Source organism: Erythrobacter sp. MTPC3 (genome assembly GCF_042854385.1).
In the GTDB taxonomy this organism is placed as follows: Bacteria; Pseudomonadota; Alphaproteobacteria; order Sphingomonadales; family Sphingomonadaceae; genus Erythrobacter.
Genome location: NZ_BTGP01000008.1, coordinates 1 through 19,257 on the forward strand (window position 1 = coordinate 1; position 19,257 = coordinate 19,257).

Genomic DNA, 19,257 nt, shown 5'->3' on the forward strand with positions numbered 1-19,257 from the left:
CAGAGTCTGGGGCTGAACCTCGCAAATATCTTCAACACCATATCCAGTGCACTGAGCCTATAGGGTCGGAGCCGCCACGCGCCGTTCCGCGTTCGCTTCGCAAACGCTTCATTCGTCACGTGGCGTCGTCAGACGGGTTCCGCTTTGCGGACCCGCTGGCCGGAGTTACAGCCTCTCGCTTCTAGCTTGTCGTTTGCTAGCGCAAACGCCTGCGCTAGGCGCGGGGCTTTACTCCTCCCCCATCCGCAGCGCAGCAATAAACGCCTCCTGCGGGATGCTCACATTGCCGTATTCGCGCATTTTCGCTTTCCCCTTTTTCTGCTTTTCCAGCAGTTTCTTCTTCCGGGAAATATCGCCGCCGTAACATTTCGCGGTCACGTCCTTGCGCATGGCGGCAATCGTCTCGCGGGCGATGATTTTGCCGCCGATGGCGGCTTGCACGGGGATTTTGAACAGGTGGCGCGGGATCAGGTCTTTCAGCCGTTCGCACATGCCGCGTCCGCGCTCTTCGGCGACGCTGGCGTGGACGATCAGCGACAGGGCATCGACCGGCTCGTTATTTACAAGGATGTTCATCTTCACCAGATCGCCTTCGCGCAGGCCGATCTGTTCGTAGTCGAAGCTGGCATAGCCGCGGCTGATGCTTTTCAGGCGGTCATAGAAATCGAACACCACTTCGTTCAGCGGCAGCTCGTACGTCACCTGCGCGCGGCCGCCGACATAGGTGAGGTCGGTCTGCACCCCGCGCCGGTCCTGACACAGTTTCAGGATCGCGCCGAGATATTCGTCCGGGGTGTAAATCACCGCTTTGATCCACGGTTCCTCAATCGCGTCGATGCGGTTGATATCCGGCCAGTCGGCGGGGTTGTGGATCATGATCTCCTTCGCATCCTCGGTCTTCGACTTGCTGAGTTGCAGGCGGTAGACGACAGATGGCGCGGTGGTGATCAGGTCGAGGTCGTATTCGCGGCTGAGGCGTTCCTGAATGATCTCAAGGTGCAGCAGGCCAAGGAACCCTGCCCGAAAGCCAAAGCCCAATGCGGCAGAGCTTTCCATCTCGAAAGAGAACGATGCGTCGTTGAGGCGCAGCTTCCCGATGCTTTCGCGCAGCTTTTCAAAATCGGCAGCGTCCACGGGGAACAGGCCGCAGAACACGACCGGTTGCACTTCCTTGTACCCGGCCAGCGCCTCTGTCGCGCCGTTCTTTACCGTGGTGATGGTGTCACCGACGCGGGCCTGCTCAACCTCTTTGATCTGGGCGGTGATAAACCCGATCTCGCCGGGGCCAAGCTCTGACAGGTCGACGCGTTTCGGGGTGAAGCAGCCCACCCGGTCAACCAGGTGCTGTGTGCCGCCCTGCATGAATTTGATGTTTTGCCCCTTGCCCAGCACGCCTTCGATCACGCGGACAAGGATAACCACGCCGAGATACGGGTCGTACCAGCTATCCACCAGGCTGGCTTTCAGCGGTTTGTCCCGCTCACCTTTGGGCGGGGGAATGCGGGCGACGACAGCCTCCAGCACGTCTTCGATGCCGATGCCGGTTTTGGCTGATGTCATCACGGCGTCGGATGCGTCGAGGCCGATAACCTCTTCGATCTCTTCGCGCACGCGTTCGGGCTCGGCGGCGGGCAGATCGACCTTGTTGATGACGCAGACGATTTCGTGGTCATGCTCAATCGACTGGTAAACGTTGGCGAGCGTTTGCGCCTCAACGCCCTGCGCCGCGTCAACGACGAGCAGCGCGCCTTCACACGCGGCGAGGCTGCGGGAGACTTCGTAGGCGAAATCGACGTGGCCGGGGGTGTCCATCAGGTTGAGCTGGTAGGTCTCGCCATCCTTCGCCTTGTAATTAAGGCGGACGGTCTGGGCCTTGATCGTGATACCGCGTTCACGCTCGATATCCATGCTGTCGAGCACCTGCGCGGACATCTCACGCGCGGTCAGCCCGCCGGTGAACTGGATCAGCCGGTCGGCGAGTGTCGATTTGCCGTGATCGATGTGGGCAATTATGCTGAAATTGCGAATTTTGGAAAGGTCAGTCATGCATCCGCGCATTTAGCGAGCCGTGCGCGGTATGTCATTCGCGAAAATCGCAACAGTCGTTTTGAACATGCGCTCATCGCATGTCAGGCAGGTTCGTTCATTGCCTCTGGCGCGTAGCCAAATTGCGGGACGCTGGCTCCGCCGCCAAGCAGGCCGCCTTCCATCGCCTTGTAACTCCCCGGTGCCAGCGCTGCCAGCGGGGCGCCTGCCGATGCGAGCGCATAGGGCGAGACGCGGGAACGGGTGCATAGCCCGCCGGAACCATCGTCGATCAGCGATTGTTCGAATTCCAGCCCCTGCGTATCCAGGTTGCTGCGGATAACCGTTGCCACGGCAAGCTGCCCACCGCCCAGATCGACCACGAATTGGGTGCCTTTCGGCACATCGGCCAGCCCCTGTATAAGAGCGCCCGATTTCGACAGGTTGCGCAGGGTCACCTCGTAAGAATGGTCGTCATGGATGACGTGGATCTTGCGATAGACCGTCCGCCGCCGCGCGCGTTTCAGACGGTCACAGCTGGGATCGATTTGCCAATTATCACCCAGCAATTCGGATTCGACCGTTTCGCGTGTGACAGGATCGGAGAATATCGGCCCTTCAACCTGTTTCACTCCGCAATCGAGCAGCGATGCAAGCAATGCGTTGGACTCGATACCGTTCGCAATCGTCGCCATGTCGAGCGCATCGGACAGTGCGACAATTGCCCGGATCAGGCCAAGTTCGCGGCTGTCATGGCGATCAGCCTCGGCAATGAGTTTCTCATCGATCTTGATCGAATCAAAAGGCGCGCGGCGCAGATAGGACAGCGAGGAATAGCCGCTGCCGAATTCGTCCAGTGTCAGGCGCACGCCCATCTTGAAAAGCTGCGCAAGTGTGCGGTCGACCACTGTGGTATCACCGAAAAACACCGCTTCGCTGATTTCCAGCTCTAGCCTGCTTGCAGGCATCTCCGCGTTTTTCAAAGCCTCTTTCACGTCATCGACAAAGTCAGAGGAACTGAACAACGGAACTGGCACGTTCACGGCAACGCGGATTGATTCAGGCCAGAATGCCGCATGGCTGCACGCCTGCGAAATTGCCCAGCGACCGACCTCGTTCACCTGGCTCGACCCGTCGAGGATGGCGGCGAACTCTTCCTCGTCTATTTCGCCTCGCTGTTCGTGGTTCCAGCAGATGTGCGCCTCAAGCGTCTGAACACACCGTGTTTGCGCATCCACGATCGGCTCGTACTTTAAGAATAGCTGTTTGCCTTCAACTGCCGCGCCCAAATCGGCTTCGAGACGGCGGCGGAATATCGCTTCATTCTGAAGATCGCCCGAATAAAACCGGTACTGCCCGCGCCCGCCTTTTTTGGCCGCATAGAGCGCAAGGTCGGCAGAACGGACCACCTCCTCGCGCGTCACGCCGTCATGCGGCGCAATCGCAATTCCGACCGAACAGCCGATGACACAGCGCCCTTCATCCAGCGAATAAGGCTGTTTCAGCATCGTGATGATCTTCATCGCGATCTCGCCCAGATCACCGCGATCGTCGAGATCCGGGATCATGATCTGGAATTCATCACCGCCCAGCCGGCCAATTTCAGAATCACGATCGACCGAGCGTTTAAGCCGGATCGCCACCTGTTTCAGCAGTTCATCGCCAGCGGCGTGGCCCAGCGTGTCATTTACCTGTTTGAACTTGTCGAGATCCAACATCATCACAGCGCAATTGCGCTTCGCCGCTTTGAAGGCAGTAAGGGTAGTCTCAATTTGGTGCGCCATACGGTGGCGGTTTGAAAGACCGGTCAGGGAATCATACTTTGCGAGCCGTGCGGTTTCTGCCTCGCGGTAATATTCCTCGGTGATGTCAGCGCCGGTCCCGCGGAAGCCCTGAAATCGGCCTTTCTGATCAAAGACCGGCTGCCCGGACAGTCGCAGCACCGTGCCTTGTGGGCGTTTGGATGCGTGAACGGCAACGCCGGAGAACGCTTTGTGCGCGCTGATCATAAGCGAAAGCGAAGTCGTGCGCCCCTGCCCTTCGATAGGCGTGAATACTGCCGGAATCTGATGGCCCAAAAGCTCTTCGAGGGAAACTTCAAGGCGGTCGGCAATTGCGCGGCTCAGGTAAGTCAGGTTGCCCTCCGCATCGCAGGCCCAAAACCAGCCGAGGCCGGATTGCTCAAGATCATCGAGCATCGCCAGCTTTTCGCCGTCGGACAACGCGGATGTGGCCCCACTACGGCGCACGCCGAGTAGACTTCCGCTCTTCGATGACAAGAGACCCTTTAGGGACACCTGTTCACTTCCTTCCGCAAATTGCCATCCAAACTTTTTGGACCTGTCCGAGACGTAAACCCGGTTGGTTATTATTTCGCTAATTCAGAGGCTAAATTTGTGAATTCGCCCCGTGATTTGTTCGGCTGCGATTATGGCATTCGGGAGGAAAAATCGTTATGCCGGTGACCAGCTTTTCCACCTAACCGCGTATTTGCGTTCAATCGACAGACAAAGTGGCCAGATCGACTTCAAGAAACGCCTTTTTAGCCTTGCTCATCCCGCCCGTAATCGCGGCCACGTCTTCATCTTTGAGTGCCTGGAGCTTTCTGCCCACAGCTTCGATCTGATACGGCGAGACGCGGTGCCGGGTGCACAATCCATCCGCGCCGTCGCTGATCAAGGGTGTTTCAAACTCCAGTCCCTGACTGATCCCTTCGGAACGGCGCACGGATGCAACAGCCAATTGTCCGCCGCCCAGATCAAGCACGACTTCGGTGCCGACTGGTACCTCGAGCAAACCTTCGATCTTTGCCCCGGTTTTTGACAGGTTGCGCAGGAACACCTGATACCGGCTGTCATCATGGATCAGCCCGATTTTGCGAAATTCGGTCCGCCGGTCCGATCGGTATTTCTCAGGTCCAAGTGGCTCGAACACCAGCTCGCCGCTATCCATCCTCTCGGTGATGAAACTGGCCGGCTGGGCACGCGAGAACAGCGCACCCTGAATATGCGAGGCACCCTGTGCGGTGATGGCTTTCAGCTCGTCTTTCGTCTCAACGCCTTCGGCGACGGTCTGCATGTTCAGCGCGCTCGCCAAGCTGACGACGGCCGCCACGATTGCGCCGTTATTGTTGCCCTCTTCGCTGCATCCGCGCACAAAGCTCTGGTCGATTTTGATCTTGTCGAACGGTGCATCGCGCAGATAGCTGAGCGAAGAATACCCTGTGCCGAAATCATCCAGCGCCAACCTTACGCCGACCTGTTTAAGCTCGCGAAAGATGCGCAAAGCCCGTTCCATGTCGCCGACGAACACGCTTTCGGTGATTTCCAGTTCGATACGCGAAGGCTGCACGCCCGATTTTTTGAGCGCGCGTTTGACGATTTCGATCAGGTTGTCCGATGCGAATTGCACAGCGGAGACGTTGATTGCTGCACCGATTCCTTCTGGCCAGCGGGTGACCTGATTGCAGACCTCGAAAATCGCCCATTCGCCAAGCTCGCGAATGATTCCCACTTCTTCGGCGACCGGAATGAAATCTGCAGGCGACACCATTCCGCGCTCAGGGTGCTTCCAGCGCATCAATGCTTCGACGCAAACTACTTTGTGTCCATCCGCAGTGACAATCGGCTGGTAATGCATTTCCAGCTCTTCCTTGATCAAGGCGTCACGCAAATCTTCCTCGATCTGATGGCGGTGGCTGGCCTGATCGCGCAAATCGCTTGAGTAGAAACGGAAACGGCCACGTCCGCCGCCTTTTGCTGCGTACAGAGCAAGGTCGGCTGCTTTTACCAGCTCTTCGCTCTCAATCCCGTCGAACGGGGCGATCGCCATACCGACTGAACACCCGATCACGGCGCGCATACCGTTGATCGAATAGGGCTGCGACAGCATCTGGATCGCGCGCTCGGCGATACCGCTCAGGTCTTGCCGGTCTTCGATATCAGGCAGGATGACCTGGAATTCGTCTCCGCCGATACGGCCTATTTCACCGCAATCACCGATAATCCGTTTGAGCCGGGCTGCGACCTGTTTGAGCAGTTCATCACCGGCAGGATGGCCCATCGTGTCATTGACCTGTTTGAACCGGTCAAGATCGAGCAGCATGATCGCGCAGCTGCGTTTCGCAGCCTTGAACGATATTAGCATTGATGAGAGTTTACGACTGATACGGTGCCGGTTCGAAAGCCCGGTGAGCGAATCGTAGCGAGAAAGCTTTTCCGCGTCGCGCTGACTGGCAATGCTCGCGGTTACGTCACGGGCGATCCCGTGATAGCCGCTGAATTGCTCTGTTTCTCCGATGCGCGGAGAGCCGGATATTTCCCACCAATATGTCCGGTCGCCGTTCTCGATCTTGACGACTGTCGGCCGCAGGGAATTGCGCGCGGCGAGCTGGAATTTCAGGGTCCGCTGAGGAGAGACGCCTTCGTAATCGTCGTCTTTGAAAAAGTCAGATAGCTGTTTGCCGATAAGATCTTCTTTTTCCGGCATCACACGCTCGATGGCCGGTTCAGACAAATAAATCAGGCGTCCGGCGCCGTCACTCGCCCAGAACCAGCCCAGGTCGGATTTTTCCAGACTATCAAGCAACGCTGCGCGCCGCGCAACGTCAGATGACTGGATCGGGGCGAGCGGCGTTTCTTCACCGCCAGCCTTCGCAATTTTCGTCGCCCCACCCGAAAAGCGCTTCAACAACCGGCCCATTAAGTTTCCTTAGTCTTTTTTGTTCTTTCTACACCGCCTTTGCCAGCAACTGATTGAGGAATGGCTAATAGGGATTAACCCTTAGCCGGGCCTGCCGGAAACCGATGCGCGCGCTTGAAACTTTTTAGGGCAACGGGCATGTGAATGCCGACAAGCGCAAAAAATGCGCTAAGCAAAAGGGGATGAGATGTCAGAAGGCACCGTGAAGCTTGAGAATGAGGCGGCTCAATCGACCACTGCGTTGGGCCCGCTTATCGGAGTGGCGCGGGAGGATTTCGTCAGCGCGATCGCTTTGCTGCTCCGCGAAACGGCCTCTGACCCCAACAGGCTGATGCGCCACGCCCGCTCCATGAGCGAGGACATGGTCAAGATCATGACTGGCAAGAGCGAACTGGCGCCTGATCCCAAGGACAAACGGTTCAAAGATCCGGCGTGGCAATACAACCCGTTTTTCCGTGCCGGTGCGCAGTATTATCTCGCGGTCCAGAAAGGGATGCGAAACTGGCTGGAAGATTTGGAGCTTGACGATCTGGAGCGCAACCGCGCCAATTTCATCGCCAATATCATTCTCGACGGACTGGCACCGACCAACACGCTCGCCGGCAATCCCATCGCGCAAAAACAGGTCATCAATTCAGGCGGCCTGTCGCTGATCAAAGGGCTGCAAAACGCCTATAACGACATCGTCCATAACAAAGGCATGGTCAGCCAGGTCGACAAGCGCCCATTCAAACTTGGCGAGAATATCGCCACGTCCAAAGGCTCCGTCATCCACCGCACCGAAATGTATGAGTTGGTGCAATACGAGCCGACGACGGACGAAGTGTACGAAGTCCCGCAGCTCACGATCCCGCCGCAGATCAACAAGATGTATATCAACGATCTGTCGCCGGAAAAATCGATCATCAAATGGCAGGTCGATAACGGGATGCAGACTTTCGTCATTTCGTGGCGCAATCCATCGAAGGAACAGGGCCACTGGGACATGGCGGATTACATCGCCAGCTGCGAAGAGGCGCTGGACGTCGTCTCGCAGGTCAGCGGTTCCAAAAAGGTCAATGTTTCGGCGGGCTGTTCAGGCGGGCAGACAGCATCGGTGCTGGCATCGAAACTGGCGGCAACCGGCAATGACATCTTAGGCACGCTTACCCTGATGGTGTGCGTTCTTCACCCCAAACAGACCGATATCGAAGCGGGCTCGCTTGTCAGCGAAAACGGGATGAAGATCGCCCGTCAACGTGCTGATAAAGCGGGGATTATCAAGGCGGACGATCTGGCCCGCGGATTTGCATGGCTGCGTCCGAATGACCTCATTTGGAATTACGTCATCAACAATTACCTGCTCGGCATGGACCCGCCCGCCTTCGACGTTCTTTACTGGAACGCGGATGCGACCAATCTGTCGGCCAGCCTGATGGGCGATTTCCTGACGCTTTTTGAAACGCTCGCCTTCACCAAGAAGGGTGAGGTCGAGATGGCTGATCACATGGTCGATTTGTCGAAAGTGACGGCCGATCTGTTCATCCTTGGCGGTGTGACCGACCACATTACACCGTGGAAAGCGACCTATCGCTCCACCAATCTGTTCGGATCAAAAGACGTGACCTATGTGCTGAGCCAGTCGGGGCATATGCAGGCGATCCTGAACCCGCCCGGCAATCCCAAGGCGAAGTATTTCATTCAGAAGAAAAAGGGCAAACTTCCGCCCACAGCTGACGAATGGCTTCAGGGGACTGAGGAAGTCGCCGGCAGCTGGTGGCCGTATTGGATGGAATGGATCCAGAAACGTTCGGGCGACAAACAACCCGCGTCAAAAAAGCTGGGAAGCACCAAATACAAACCGCTCGATCCTGCGCCCGGACTCTACGTGGTTGAAGAAGTCTGATACAGGCTGCGGCGTAACAAACGCTTTACAGCTTATGGGAGGCAGCACCGTAAGGGATCTACGATGCTGCCTCCCACCCGTATCAAGTGCGGGTCGAAAGGACCGAATTCTTTGTCTGACGTGATGAAAAACGCCGAAGTTTCCATGCAGCAGGTGGGCGGTCGGACGCTACGGACTGCGACGTGGCGGCTGGATAAACCGTCCGATCACCCGCCCGTTTTGTTCTTCAACGGCATCGGTGCAAATATCGAAGCCGTTGCGCCGCTGGCCGATGCCTTGCCTGAGCGCGGCTTCATCATGTTCGACATGCCGGGAGTAGGCGAATCGCCTGACCCGGTGGTGCCGTATACGCCCTTCACCATCAGTTGGACCGCAGCGCAATTGCTGGACAAGCTAGGGGTAGACGAGGTTGATGTGATGGGGATCAGCTGGGGCGGAGGAATCGCGCAGCATTTCACCATGCAGCATCCGGGCCGCACGCGCAGGCTTGTCCTGATTGCGACCAGTGCCGGTATGCTGATGATGCCCGGCAGTCCAAAGGCTCTCACGAAAATGGCCAATCCGCGCCGCTATGTCGATGCGGATTACATGATCAAGAATTTCGAGACGCTCTACGGCGAAGGTCTGGGCAAATCGAGCGGCAAGAAAGGGCATATGTCCCTGCTGAAACCGCCCTCCCCGCGCGGATACATGTATCAGCTTCTGTGTATGCTTGGCTGGACCAGCGCCCCTGCGCTGCCGTTTCTGCTCCGCAAGAAAACGCTCATCATGATGGGTGATGACGATGCAATTGTGCCGCTGGCCAATGGCAAGTTCCTGTCGATGCTTATCCCGGACAGCGAAATGATCGTGATGGAAGGCGGCGGACACCTGTTCCTGCTGAGCCATAAAGAGCAGAGCGTCGCCGCCATCCGGGAATTTCTGGACTCGCCGCACACCTCTGCAGAAGCGGGCGAAGCAAAAGCTGCCTAATCCCTTATTGGGATAAAGCGGGAATGTCGTGATCGGTCACGATGCTATCGCTGAGTAAGTTGGCATCCTGCTTGAGGTAATTGGTGGTCGTATTCACAGCCACAGCGCCGGTTTCCGGCAGCGCCGCAACCGTGTCCCCGCCCAAAACGTTCTTCATCCACGCCGCATTATCAGTACCCGGCTTCGCCTTCTAAATACCGTTCATAAACGGTACCATCCGCTCGATCGGCAAGGATCGCCGCGATTCCGCCAGATTGATCCGTTTCGATGGCGATTTCCAGCGCGGCAGCCGCCAGCATCTGTTTGAATATTTCCGCATCCTGCACAGTTTCACATTACGCGCGCAGATACCGGTCCCGCACAAACCCGCCGGTCCAGCTCTGGACACTCTCCATCGAATGTGAAACCTTTGCAGGTGGAGAAGGAGAAAGACGCGATGGCACAGTTTGACCTCATCATCAGGGGCGGCACGATCGTCGACGGCACCGGAGCGCCGCGCTTTACCGGCGATGTCGCGGTGAAGGACGGGCTGATCGCGCAGGTTGGCGATGTGCGCGGCGATGCGGCAGAAGAAATTGACGCCGCGGGCAAGATTGTCGCGCCGGGCTTTGTCGATATTCACACCCATTATGACGGCCAGGCCACGTGGGACCAGGAAATGGCGCCGTCTAGCTGGCACGGCGTCACGACGGTCGTAATGGGTAATTGCGGTGTCGGATTCGCTCCGGCGAGACCTGACCGCCACGAATGGCTCATCAGCCTGATGGAGGGGGTGGAGGATATTCCCGGTACCGCCCTTGCCGAAGGGATCACGTGGGATTGGGAGACATTCCCCGAATATCTCGACGCGCTGGAAAAACTGCCGCGCGCGGTCGATGTCGGTACGCATGTGCCACACGGCGCAGTGCGCGCTTACGTGCTCGAAGACCGCGAACAGCCCGGCGCAGTCCCCACCGACGATGATATCGAGAAAATGTGCGCCATCGTCGAAGAAGGCGTGCGCGCAGGCGCGCTTGGCTTTTCCACGTCTCGCACGGTGCTGCACAAATCGGTGGACGGCGAACTGGTGCCTGGCACCACGGCCACGCCAGAGGAACTGGTGGCAATCGGGAAGGCAATGGGACGCGCCAAAAACGCAGGCGGCCACGCGGTGTTCGAAATGGCCAGCGATCTAAAGCGTGAGTGGAACGAGTTTGAGTGGATGGGAAGACTCAGCCGCGAAGCGGGCATCCCTGTCACTTTCGCCGCGCTTGAATCCATTGCGAAGGAAATGCCGCTTAAAGAGCAGATAGAGACCATGCGCGCTCAGAACGACAACGGCGCCAATATCGTTGCGCAGATCGCGCTGCGCGGGAATGGCATCATCATGGCGTGGCAGGGGACGGTGAACCCGTTTGCCTTTCGCCCGAGCTGGCAGACAATCGCGGACCTTCCGTGGGAACAGCAAAAGTCAAAACTGCTCGACCCTGCGTTCAAGACGCAGCTTTTGTCGGAGGCCAACGATTATTCGGAAGCGCCGATGGATATTATAGGCGTTATCATGGTCATCACTCAGGGTTGGGCGCTGCAATATGAAATGGACCCCGATTTCGATTACGAGCCGGATGAGACCGCGAGCGTGAATACCCGTGCGAGAGCCGCCGGGATTGATCCGCAGGAATACGCCTATGATATGCTGTGCAGGGATGATGCGACCGGCTTCATCTACCTTCCGATCCTGAATTATGCAGACGGCAATCTGGATTTCCTTCACCCTCTTCAGCACGCCCACGATACGGTCAATTCCCTGTCCGATGGCGGCGCGCATTGCGGGACGATTTGCGATGCGGCCTCGCCCACATTCATGCTGGAACACTGGGTAAAATCGCGCAGTCGCGGTGACCGGATTACGCTGGAGAACGCGATCCGCCGCCAATGCCGCGACACCGCTGTGCTGTATGGATTGGAAGATCGCGGTGTGATCGCACGCGGCTATCTCGCGGATATCAACGTCATCGATATGGACGCGATCAAGCTGGGCCGCCCGTGGATGGCTTTCGACTTGCCCGCAGGGGGCAAGCGTCTGCTGCAAAAGGCGGACGGTTATGTGTGCACGATCAAGAATGGCACCGTCACGTTCCGCGGCGGCACATGGACCGGTGCAGCGCCGGGTGGGCTAATCAGAGGACCGCAGCGCGCTGAACTGGCCGAAGCGGCGGAATAACGCCAGCTTCGGCCAAAATCCTTACGGTTCGATCACGATTCCCTTCGACGGATCGACGGCCCCGCTCAACATTTCGAGATAGGTGTCGCGCGCTGCTTCCAATCCTGAATGCTTGACGATTTCCACGGTGCCTGCAGCATCGCCTAAGAATTCGTGCCATGCCTTGCCCATCAGTTTGCCGCCTTCGGCTGGGCCGTGTTCCTTGAAGAAACCAACCGCGTGATCAGGCGCAAAGAACAATGTGGGTTTGGGTCCGGGCAGGCCGCGATCATCGGTCATGCCGCCGCTGCCGCGTTCCTCAATGTGAGTGGCCCCGACAAGGCATGAATATTTCAGCATGTCCTCGTAATGTTCATGCAGCTTCGCAAGAAGGCCCGCATTGCCCGCAAAATCGACCGAAACCGTCTCGGCAATCGGCAACACGCCGACCTCGCGATATGTTGTGACCTTGTCGTATAGACCGGTGCTTTCAACGAAATCGATGTTGCCTTCCGATGTCAGGCCGACCCGTTTGATTTCCGGCGAATTGTGTTTTGCGACGCTGGCGAGGCCCATCGCCGTTTTCGAAGAGGCGCTGGTCAGGGTCACCTGATCGGCTTCGAACCAGTTTTCCCTGCGCATGAAATATTCAATCAGAAAGCCCGTCTTGAACAGCGGGCCAAAAATCATGCGCTCCGCCTCGCGCGATGGATCATGTTCAGGGTCGGCATTTAGCCGAGCGTACTGATTGTAAATGGGGCTCATGGGCTGGCGATAATCGGTCCCGTCCATGAAACTTGCCGCAGAAATGCTGTCCGGTCGAACGTCGAGATGCGTAGCCATGGGCAAGTAGCCATAGACCCGTTCGCCCACGGCGATGTCGGCGCACTTGCTCTCGATAACCTTGGCATGGCCCCACATGGGCACAATGCCTAGGCCATCGGGCGCGGGGAAGAAATTCCAGTATCCAAAGCCGTCGCCAACCACCGCATAGGTGATGTTGTTTGCCGTGACGGAGAAGCTTTCGATCTCCAGCCGGACTGCACCATCGGCAAGTTCGCCCTGCTCTACATGCACTAGATCGGAGTGGGTGAGTTCATCTTTGCGGACGTGGACTTGTTGGATTGTCATTATGCGTGCTCTCCTGATTTGCGAGCACTCCTAACCGATCACGGCTCGCTTTCCCACCGTGTTGCAGCGATTGAGGGACGCTTTTCGCATCGCGAAAGCCAGGCCGAAAGATGGTCGCACTGTGCAATGCCCATTTCGCCCTGCGGGGTAAGCTGCAATCCGCGCAGCACCGGATACAGAAAAACGTCGGCCAGCGTGAAACCGGCCGTGGTCCACGCTCCGTCATCCGCCAATTGCGCCTCGACATAGCCGAGCGTGAGGCTGATTTGCGGCAACGCCCTGTCGATTGCTTCTGTATCCAGCGGAAATCCGCCGATCCTGTGCATGATCCACGGCATCACCAACCCGTTTTCAAACAGGGGGAACAGGTAATTGTTGGCGAGCGCGATCCATTTGTCGCTGACGGCCAAGCTTGCCGGATCATCCGGCTGCAAGGCACCGTCATTGTGAGCATTATCGATATAGTGCGCGATTGCGACGCTCTCGATCAGCTCCAGTCCGTCAATTTCAACGACAGGGACCTTGCCAAACGGATGACGGTTCGCAGGCGAGCGCGCCGCAGTCGCGATAGTTTCGTGGGTTAGCCCGGCCTCTTCACACGCAATCTGAACGATGCGCGTGTAGGTTGAGGTGACTGTGCCGAATATCCGAACCTGCGCGCTCATGCCGCGCAGCCGGACCGCGTCACACCCGCATCGGCATCAACACGTAAAGCGCCGGCGAATCTTCGTCTTTGCGGATCAGCGTCGGCGCGCCAGCATCGGCAAGGTGCAATTCCACCTCGTCGCTGTCGATCTGGTCAAGAATATCCTTGAGGTAATTGGCGTTAAACCCGATCTCGAACCCCTCAGATTGATAGCTAGCCATCAGTTCTTCGGTTGCCGTGCCGTTGTCGGGCGAAGTCACGGACAGAGTGACTTTGTCGGTATCCAGCCCCATTTTCACAGCGCGAGTTTTTTCTGTCGCGATGGTCGCCACGCGGTCTACGCCCTGGAAGAACAGCTTTGGATCAACTTTCAGCAGTTTGTCATTTCCGGTTGGGATGACGCGGCTGTAATCGGGGAAAGTGCCGTCGATCAGCTTGCTGGTGAGGACAACGCCGCCTTCCCCGCTCAGGGTAAAGCGGATTTTGCTGGCGGAAAGATCGACTTGAACATTGCCGTCCATCGCCTCTTCCAGAAGTTTGCGCAGCTCTGCCACCGCTTTGCGCGGGACAATCACATCGGGCATCCCGTCGGCTCCGTCGGGCCGCGCTAGCGTGAACCGGGCTAGGCGGTGCCCATCGGTCGCAGCAGCTTTCAGGACAGGCGTGTCATCATCGGTGACGTGGAGGAAAATACCGTTGAGATAATACCGCGTCTCCTCGGTAGAGATCGCAAACCGCGTGCGGTCGATCATCTCGGCAAGGGTGCGCGCTGGCAGTTCGAACGATGTTGGCAGGTCGCCTTCGACAATCACCGGGAAGTCATCGCGCGGCAGCGTTGGCAATTTGAACCGGCTGCGGCCCGCTTTCACTTCCATCCGGTTATCGGCGGTTTCGAGGCTGACCTGGCTACCATCGGGCAGTTTGCGGGCGATATCGAACAGAAGGTGCGCGGAAACAGTGATCGCGCCGGGTCTTTCGACCGAAGCTGCGCTCATGGTTTCGACGACCTGCAAATCGAGATCCGTCGCCATCACTTTGACACTGCCACCGTCGCTGGCATCAATCAGCACGTTCGACAAAATCGGAATGGTGTTGCGGCGCTCAACCACAGATTGAACGTGTGAGAGACAACGCAGGAGAGTTGCGCGTTCGATCGTAGCTTTCATCGCTTACCTATCGCTCTTGTCTGTGGCCGCATGAAAACGCGCACACGGCCTAGTGTTTGGCAAACGAGAGTCGGAATCGCTCCCGCAGCGCCGGTTCTGTTGGAAAAACCTTAGCGTGGTGGTGTATCCGGGCAAGCCGTGAGTGTGCCTGTGGCGGATTCCTTTGGGGATAAGGGCGCGCTGTAAAGTTTTAAGGCTAGCTAAGCATCGCCATGCCGCCGTTTACATGCAGCGTCTGTCCGGTGACGTACCCTGCTTCACGGCTGGCGAGGAATGCACATGCAGCGCCAACATCATCGCTCTCGCCCATTTTGCCCGCCGGGATTTTCGCGTTGATCGCAGCGGTCTGTTTTTCATCGAGCGCGGCTGTCATCGCTGTGCGGATAAAGCCGGGTGCGACGCAGTTGGCCGTGATGCCCCGGCTCGCGACTTCCTGAGCGAAACTTTTTGTCATGCCGGTAAGGCCCGCTTTGGCAGCGGTGTAATTCATTTGGCCCGGATTGCCGGTCGTGCCGACGACGCTGGTAATGTTGATGATCCGGCCAAAACGCGCTTTCATCATTGGGCGCGCGCTGGCCCGCATCAGGCGAAATGCAGCCTCGAGATTGATGCGCACGACATCGTCCCACTCATCATCTTTCATCCGCATGGCAAGATTGTCACGCGTGATGCCTGCATTGTTCACGAGGATATCGATCCCGCCCAGTGTATCGAGCGTTGCCGGGATCAGTTCCTCCACCTGTGTGGTGTCGGAAAGATTGCACGTGATCTCTACGTGATCGCCCGTTTCAGGCGAACCTGCTTCGGAGATAAGCTGTTCGCGAAACACGCGCAGCTTCTCACCATTCGACCCCGAAAGCGCGATGCGCGCGCCCTGTTTTGCGAGCGCCATCGCAATCGCCGAACCGATCCCGCCGCTTGCGCCGGTGACCAGTGCGTTCATACCGCTTAAAGAGAACATTATCCGATTTCCTTTGCGAATGTTTCGAGGTCTTCCATCGTAATGAGGCTGGCCGTCTGCGCCCCTTTATCGATGCGGCCGATCATCGGCGCGAGCACTTTGCCGCCGAGTTCGACGAACTGTTCAATACCGTCTGCGCGCATCGCCAGCACGCTTTCGCGCCAACGAACGCGCCCGGTCACCTGCTCGACCAGCAGCGCGCGCTCCTCATCGGGATCGGACACCTTGGCGGCGGTGACGTTGGCAAACAGCGGCAGGCTCATCGTGCCGGGCGGCGTTGCCGCTAGCGCCTCTGCCATGCGATCGGCGGCGGGCTGCATCAGGGAACAGTGAAACGGGGCGGATACCGGAAGCAATATGCCGCGTTTGATACCGTGATCCTTAACCATTGCGGCTGCGCGCTCAACAGCGCCTTTGTGGCCGGAAATTACCACCTGCGTCGGGTCATTGTCATTGGCAATTTCGCAGACTTCTCCGTCAGCTGCCGCTGCGGCCAATGCAGAGGCTTTCTCCACATCTGCACCGAGAAGAGCCGCCATCGCGCCCTCGCCCACAGGCACTGCGGCCTGCATGGCCTGCCCGCGCAATTTGAGCAGCTTTGCAGTGTCGGAAAGGCCAAACGCGCCCACTGCGCAAAGGGCGGTGTATTCGCCCAGAGAATGACCCGCGACGCACGATCCCTTGTCCGCCAGCGACACGCCAAACTCGGTTTCAAGCACGCGCAGTGTCGCGATGGCATTGGCCATGATTGCCGGCTGCGCGTTCTCGGTCAGGGTCAATTGGTCTTCGGGTCCGCCGCGCATGATCGCGGAAAGTTTCTGCGAAAGCGCCTCGTCCACTTCTTCGAAAACGGCGCGGGCCGCAGGGCTGGCTTCGGACAGTTCGCTGCCCATCCCGACTTTCTGGCTGCCTTGTCCGGGGAAAACGAATGCGCGCATCAATAAACTCCTTGTCAGGCCGCGCGGTTACGAAGCCTTGGGCGGACTCGCAAGCCCGAACGGCACTACCCTGTTGGCAGATGTGTGGCCGATCTGTGCGCGCCCCAGATAGGGAACCCCGGCACGGTCGCACCAGAAACGCGCGATTTCCTCTTCGGTCTGCCCGAACTCGACATAGTTTTCCGGCACATCCGTCACTGAGCCAAGCCGCAGCCCGGCAATCCGCGGCAGCGCGCCTGCCAGATGGAAGAACATCCGGTCGATGGCGTAAAGGTGTTCACTGACCTCTTCGACCATGACGACGTGACCGGACAAATCAGGCATTAACGGCGTATTGGACAACATCGCCAAGGTAATGAGATTGAACGCAGCGGCAGGCGTTTTCCCGTCGAGCGATGGCTCCAGACCGCTATTGTCGCCGTTGAGCCAGCGCAGGACACGGCGCACCGCTTCCCTCCCCCGTTCCGACCGCGCACTGACCGGCATGGAACCGTGCGCGCACTGACCGATGTCATTGCGATAAAGCGCAGCCAGCAGATAACCGCAGTCTGAAAACCCGATATACGTCTTCGCCCGGGCCGCCTCATTCATGCGCGCGATTGCCGCCTCGGCTATGCGGTTCGATCCGTATCCCCCCTTTGCAAACCACACCGCATCGAACGCCGGATCATTGGCGCAATCGAGCAAAGCTGTAAGCCGCGTCAGGTCCTTCCCGGCAAAGTGCCCTTCGCGCATAAAGCACTGTTCGTGAAACGTGACCGATGTGCCGGGAAACTCATCGGCGACCAGCTGTTCCAAAGCCTTGGCATGGTCGCGAGTGATCGGCGTAGCGGGAGCACAAATGGCGATATTCGTCATGTGACACACCTATGTCGCTTGTCAGCCCGACTGCAAGCCAATAACCTGATTCGTATGGAAGATGAGATTGAGCGGCCGCCCCTCGATGGACGGCCATTTTTCTTTTGCGGTATTGGTGGATCGGGAATGCTGCCGCTCGCCCAGATCGCGCACGGCAAGGGTCACGAGGTGGCCGGGTCCGACCGCAGCCGGGATCAGGGGCGCACGCCTGAGAAATTCGCGTGGCTGGAGAAAAACGGATTTGATCTTTATCCGCAGGACGGCAGTGGGATAAATTCCGCCGACCAGATCCTGATCGCGTCTGCTGCGGTGGAAGACACCATTCCCGAAGTTGCCAAGGCTAAAGAGCTTGGCTGCCAGCGCATGAGCCGCGCGGAACTGCTTTCGGCTTTGTTCAACGAAGCGGGCTATTCGCTCGCCGTGGGCGGAACCTCTGGAAAATCCACGGTCACCGGCATGATTGCATGGATACTAAGCTGCGGGAATTACGATCCCACGGTCATGAACGGCGCGGTGATGAAAAACTACGCCGATGCCGATAACCCGTTTGCAAGTGCCCGCGTTGGCGAAACGAGCCTGTTTGTCAGTGAGGTAGATGAAAGCGACGGATCAATCGCGCTTTACCGCCCGACCATCGGCGTCCTTCTGAACGTCAGCCTTGATCACAAGAGCATGGAAGAGTTGCGCGTCCTATTCGGCAATTATCTCGCTAGTTCTGGCTGCGGCGTGGTGAATTTCGACAATGATCAGGCGCGCAGCCTTGCCGATAGAGCGCAGCAACTGATCAGTTTTGGCATCAATTCAAGCGACGCCGATATTTCGATTGAGTCGGGCACGATCGAGCATGACGCATTCAGCATCAGCGCCGCCGTAATCGATCGCAAAGCGCGCGAGGTCGCGCCGCTCGTGCTGCCGATGCCGGGAATGCACAACCTGTCCAATGCGCTTGCCGCGATTGCTGCTGCCAATGCGGCCGGTATCGGCGTGGCAAAGGCAGCGTATGCACTAAAGTCCTTCAAAGGGCTTGCCCGCCGATACGATGTGGTCGGCACCACGGGCAGCGGCGTGACGGTGATCGACGATTTCGGCCACAACCCGGAAAAGTGCGCCGCGACGCTGCGGACACTGAAATCCTCGCTTGGCCGCGTCATCGCGTTCTTCCAGCCGCACGGTTACGGCCCGCTGCGGCAGATGGGAGACGAACTCGCTGAAACGTTCGCGCGGGAACTGGACCCCGATGACATTACGATCATGTGCGACCCGGTCTATTATGGCGGCACTGTCGACCGCAGCGATGGGAGCGAGCGGATTGTCGGCCTGATCCGCGACCATGGCGGCACCGCCGAACATATCGCGAAAAGGCAGGATTGCGGAAAGCGGATCGCGCAAATCGCGAAAGACGGTGACCGCATCGTTATCATGGGCGCGCGCGACGATACGCTCAGCGAATTTGCCCGCTCAATCTATGACAGCCTCTCGTGAGCCTGTTCGACCGCGCCAAACGTCACGCTTGGCTGATGGCCATATCCACCATGCTCGCCATCCTGTTCGTGCTGGCGGTCGACATGATCTATGGCCATTCCACGATCGCATTCGCGGTCGCAATCATCGGGCTGATTTGGCTGAACATGCCGATGCTGCGCTTCAATTGCCCGCGCTGCGGCTACAACATATTCTTCAGAGGGATCGTCGTGATCCCGTGGCCCAGACGCGAGTGCGGCAAATGCGGGCTGGAACTGGATGACACGAAAAACGCCTGATCGTGCCGCTTTCCCAGCAAATGTGCTGATGG

The 19,257-nt window shown here is 58.1% G+C and carries 16 protein-coding genes; 5 read left to right on the forward strand and 11 right to left on the reverse strand.

What is annotated here, in order from left to right; genetic code table 11:
* Nucleotides 1-228: 228 nt before the first annotated feature.
* From lepA to ACGHU1_RS11495, 3 genes are all read right to left on the reverse strand, one after another.
* Nucleotides 229-2,046 (reverse strand): translation elongation factor 4, encoded by a 1,818-nt coding sequence (lepA, locus tag ACGHU1_RS11485; RefSeq protein WP_390587054.1) that lies wholly within the window; start codon nucleotides 2,044-2,046, stop codon nucleotides 229-231.
* 83 nt (nucleotides 2,047-2,129) lie between these two features.
* A complete protein-coding gene (locus ACGHU1_RS11490; protein ID WP_390587056.1) occupies nucleotides 2,130-4,247 on the reverse strand; it encodes an EAL domain-containing protein in 2,118 nt (705 codons plus the stop codon).
* 274 nt (nucleotides 4,248-4,521) lie between these two features.
* Nucleotides 4,522-6,726: a putative bifunctional diguanylate cyclase/phosphodiesterase gene (locus tag ACGHU1_RS11495; protein WP_390587057.1), complete on the reverse strand. Its 2,205-nt coding sequence runs from the start codon at nucleotides 6,724-6,726 to the stop codon at nucleotides 4,522-4,524.
* A gap of 187 nt (nucleotides 6,727-6,913) precedes the next feature.
* Here ACGHU1_RS11495 and ACGHU1_RS11500 point away from each other — a divergent pair, with 187 nt between their 5' ends.
* A complete protein-coding gene (locus ACGHU1_RS11500) occupies nucleotides 6,914-8,611 on the forward strand; it encodes an alpha/beta fold hydrolase (protein ID WP_390587059.1) in 1,698 nt (565 codons plus the stop codon).
* Between the two features lie 63 nt (nucleotides 8,612-8,674).
* Nucleotides 8,675-9,583 carry an alpha/beta fold hydrolase gene (locus ACGHU1_RS11505; protein ID WP_390587061.1) on the forward strand — a complete coding sequence of 303 codons (909 nt, stop codon included), beginning with the start codon at nucleotides 8,675-8,677 and terminating at the stop codon, nucleotides 9,581-9,583.
* Between the two features lie 4 nt (nucleotides 9,584-9,587).
* Here ACGHU1_RS11505 and ACGHU1_RS11510 read toward each other — a convergent pair whose 3' ends face one another.
* A complete protein-coding gene (locus tag ACGHU1_RS11510) occupies nucleotides 9,588-9,740 on the reverse strand; it encodes a hypothetical protein (RefSeq protein ID WP_390587063.1) in 153 nt (50 codons plus the stop codon).
* A 13-nt stretch (nucleotides 9,741-9,753) separates the two neighbouring features.
* A complete protein-coding gene (locus ACGHU1_RS11515) occupies nucleotides 9,754-9,882 on the reverse strand; it encodes a hypothetical protein (RefSeq protein WP_390587064.1) in 129 nt (42 codons plus the stop codon).
* 137 nt (nucleotides 9,883-10,019) lie between these two features.
* Here ACGHU1_RS11515 and ACGHU1_RS11520 point away from each other — a divergent pair, with 137 nt between their 5' ends.
* Entirely contained in the window at nucleotides 10,020-11,786 is a 1,767-nt protein-coding gene (locus ACGHU1_RS11520; RefSeq protein ID WP_390587065.1) for an amidohydrolase family protein, read from the forward strand.
* A 21-nt stretch (nucleotides 11,787-11,807) separates the two neighbouring features.
* On the opposite strand, the gene ACGHU1_RS11525 is transcribed toward ACGHU1_RS11520, so the two are convergent.
* From ACGHU1_RS11525 to ACGHU1_RS11550, 6 genes are all read right to left on the reverse strand, one after another.
* Nucleotides 11,808-12,896, reverse strand: coding sequence for a DUF2855 family protein (locus tag ACGHU1_RS11525; RefSeq protein ID WP_390587067.1), 1,089 nt, complete (start codon nucleotides 12,894-12,896; stop codon nucleotides 11,808-11,810).
* 38 nt (nucleotides 12,897-12,934) lie between these two features.
* Nucleotides 12,935-13,561 carry a glutathione S-transferase family protein gene (locus ACGHU1_RS11530; RefSeq protein WP_390587069.1) on the reverse strand — a complete coding sequence of 209 codons (627 nt, stop codon included), beginning with the start codon at nucleotides 13,559-13,561 and terminating at the stop codon, nucleotides 12,935-12,937.
* 19 nt (nucleotides 13,562-13,580) lie between these two features.
* Nucleotides 13,581-14,708 carry a DNA polymerase III subunit beta gene (gene dnaN / locus ACGHU1_RS11535; RefSeq protein WP_390587070.1) on the reverse strand — a complete coding sequence of 376 codons (1,128 nt, stop codon included), beginning with the start codon at nucleotides 14,706-14,708 and terminating at the stop codon, nucleotides 13,581-13,583.
* Between the two features lie 196 nt (nucleotides 14,709-14,904).
* Entirely contained in the window at nucleotides 14,905-15,669 is a 765-nt protein-coding gene (fabG, locus tag ACGHU1_RS11540) for a 3-oxoacyl-[acyl-carrier-protein] reductase (RefSeq protein WP_390587071.1), read from the reverse strand.
* Nucleotides 15,669-16,607, reverse strand: coding sequence for an ACP S-malonyltransferase (gene fabD, locus ACGHU1_RS11545; protein ID WP_390587073.1), 939 nt, complete (start codon nucleotides 16,605-16,607; stop codon nucleotides 15,669-15,671). The genes fabG and fabD overlap by 1 nt, the downstream gene beginning before the upstream one ends.
* 27 nt (nucleotides 16,608-16,634) lie before the next feature.
* The gene (locus ACGHU1_RS11550) at nucleotides 16,635-17,465 is read right to left on the reverse strand and encodes an LD-carboxypeptidase (protein ID WP_390587074.1); all 831 of its coding nucleotides are present in this window, start codon (nucleotides 17,463-17,465) and stop codon (nucleotides 16,635-16,637) included.
* A gap of 54 nt (nucleotides 17,466-17,519) precedes the next feature.
* Here ACGHU1_RS11550 and ACGHU1_RS11555 point away from each other — a divergent pair, with 54 nt between their 5' ends.
* Both ACGHU1_RS11555 and ACGHU1_RS11560 read left to right on the forward strand, forming a co-directional pair.
* Complete coding sequence (locus ACGHU1_RS11555) at nucleotides 17,520-18,947, forward strand: Mur ligase family protein (protein WP_390587076.1); 1,428 nt, start codon at nucleotides 17,520-17,522, stop codon at nucleotides 18,945-18,947.
* Nucleotides 18,944-19,225: a hypothetical protein gene (locus ACGHU1_RS11560; RefSeq protein WP_390587078.1), complete on the forward strand. Its 282-nt coding sequence runs from the start codon at nucleotides 18,944-18,946 to the stop codon at nucleotides 19,223-19,225. The genes ACGHU1_RS11555 and ACGHU1_RS11560 overlap by 4 nt, the downstream gene beginning before the upstream one ends.
* Nucleotides 19,226-19,257: the final 32 nt, after the last annotated feature.